Origin of the sequence: Bathymodiolus azoricus thioautotrophic gill symbiont (assembly GCF_001298715.1) — a bacterium.
Classification (GTDB): Bacteria; Pseudomonadota; Gammaproteobacteria; order PS1; family Pseudothioglobaceae; genus Thiodubiliella.
This window is the reverse complement of the sequence record NZ_CDSC02000310.1, coordinates 1-1,044: the sequence shown is the minus strand read 5'-3', so window position 1 is coordinate 1,044 and position 1,044 is coordinate 1. Positions and strand designations below refer to the sequence as shown.

Annotated in this window: 1 protein-coding gene; it reads right to left on the bottom strand. The window is 37.6% G+C overall.

The window, feature by feature from the left end:
- Nucleotides 1-366: 366 nt before the first annotated feature.
- A complete protein-coding gene (locus BAZSYMA_RS06005; RefSeq protein ID WP_090716682.1) occupies nt 367-873 on the bottom strand; it encodes a transposase in 507 nt (168 codons plus the stop codon).
- Nucleotides 874-1,044: the final 171 nt, after the last annotated feature.

The window sequence follows — 1,044 nt, the reverse complement described above, 5'->3', positions numbered from 1 at the left end:
GTATAGACGAGTGCCAGACCCGCCGGCTAATATTATTCCTTTCATGCCAATATTTTACTTCTTATTTACTTTGTTTTCTTATTAACTGTAATTCAGTAGCACACATGCCTAATTATTTCTAAATTAAAAAACTGAGAGTTAAATAAGATATACCCAAATCCAAAAATAGAACCACCCAAACCCAAAAATACCAATCAAAATCCCAAAAACTCACCCCATTCAAGTCTTGCATCCATAAAAATACAAACAATACCCCTAATTTGATAAGATCAGCACAAATTATTCGATATTTTGGATCGTTTGGGTTTTTCAGGTGTGCTTAAGCCTCCTTTGTTTAGGCAGAGCTTGTTTTGTTGTTGGTTTAAATCAAGATAGCAACGGCTTAAACGCTTTGATGTTGTTTAGCGCCCTTGCAAGTAAGTCATAATATTGTGCTTGGCACTTAACAATCACTTGCCTACCATGTTGAACAATTTTGGCAGCAATAGCGTAGAGGCGATGACGTACATACTTTGCCCTTCTATTAGCAAACTCAAGCGGTAGTAATTGTCGCATTAAAGCAAATAAGTTATAAGACAAAGTACAAATACCAAAATACAGGCTGTTAGCATTAAAATCCCCACAAGGCATTTGTCTTGCGCCAAAGTCACTCTTTAACTCTTTAATGCGGTTCTCACTATCATCAGCGCGCTGATTATAAAAATGGATAATCTCACTGGCATTTAAGCCCTCAAGATTAGTGGCAATAGTGCGATAAATATACTCACCAATAGCAAGGCTTTGGTCAGTATTACTGACATTGTCGGTGTCTAGGGATAAATCCATCTCAATTTGTCCTTTGATTTGTGTTCTTTGTACAACTAAATCAAACACTGTGCCAGCATCGCCGATAAAACTGTTGCATCTTGAAAGTGGCTTGTCCAGTAACCGTTGCTCCTTGTTTATCAAGCAAAGGCTGCCACTTGTTGTCTTTGTCAATGATAATGTCTTTAAGCGCTTGACACATCTTGGCGCGAATGGCAAATTGAATGTTTTTATCGATGC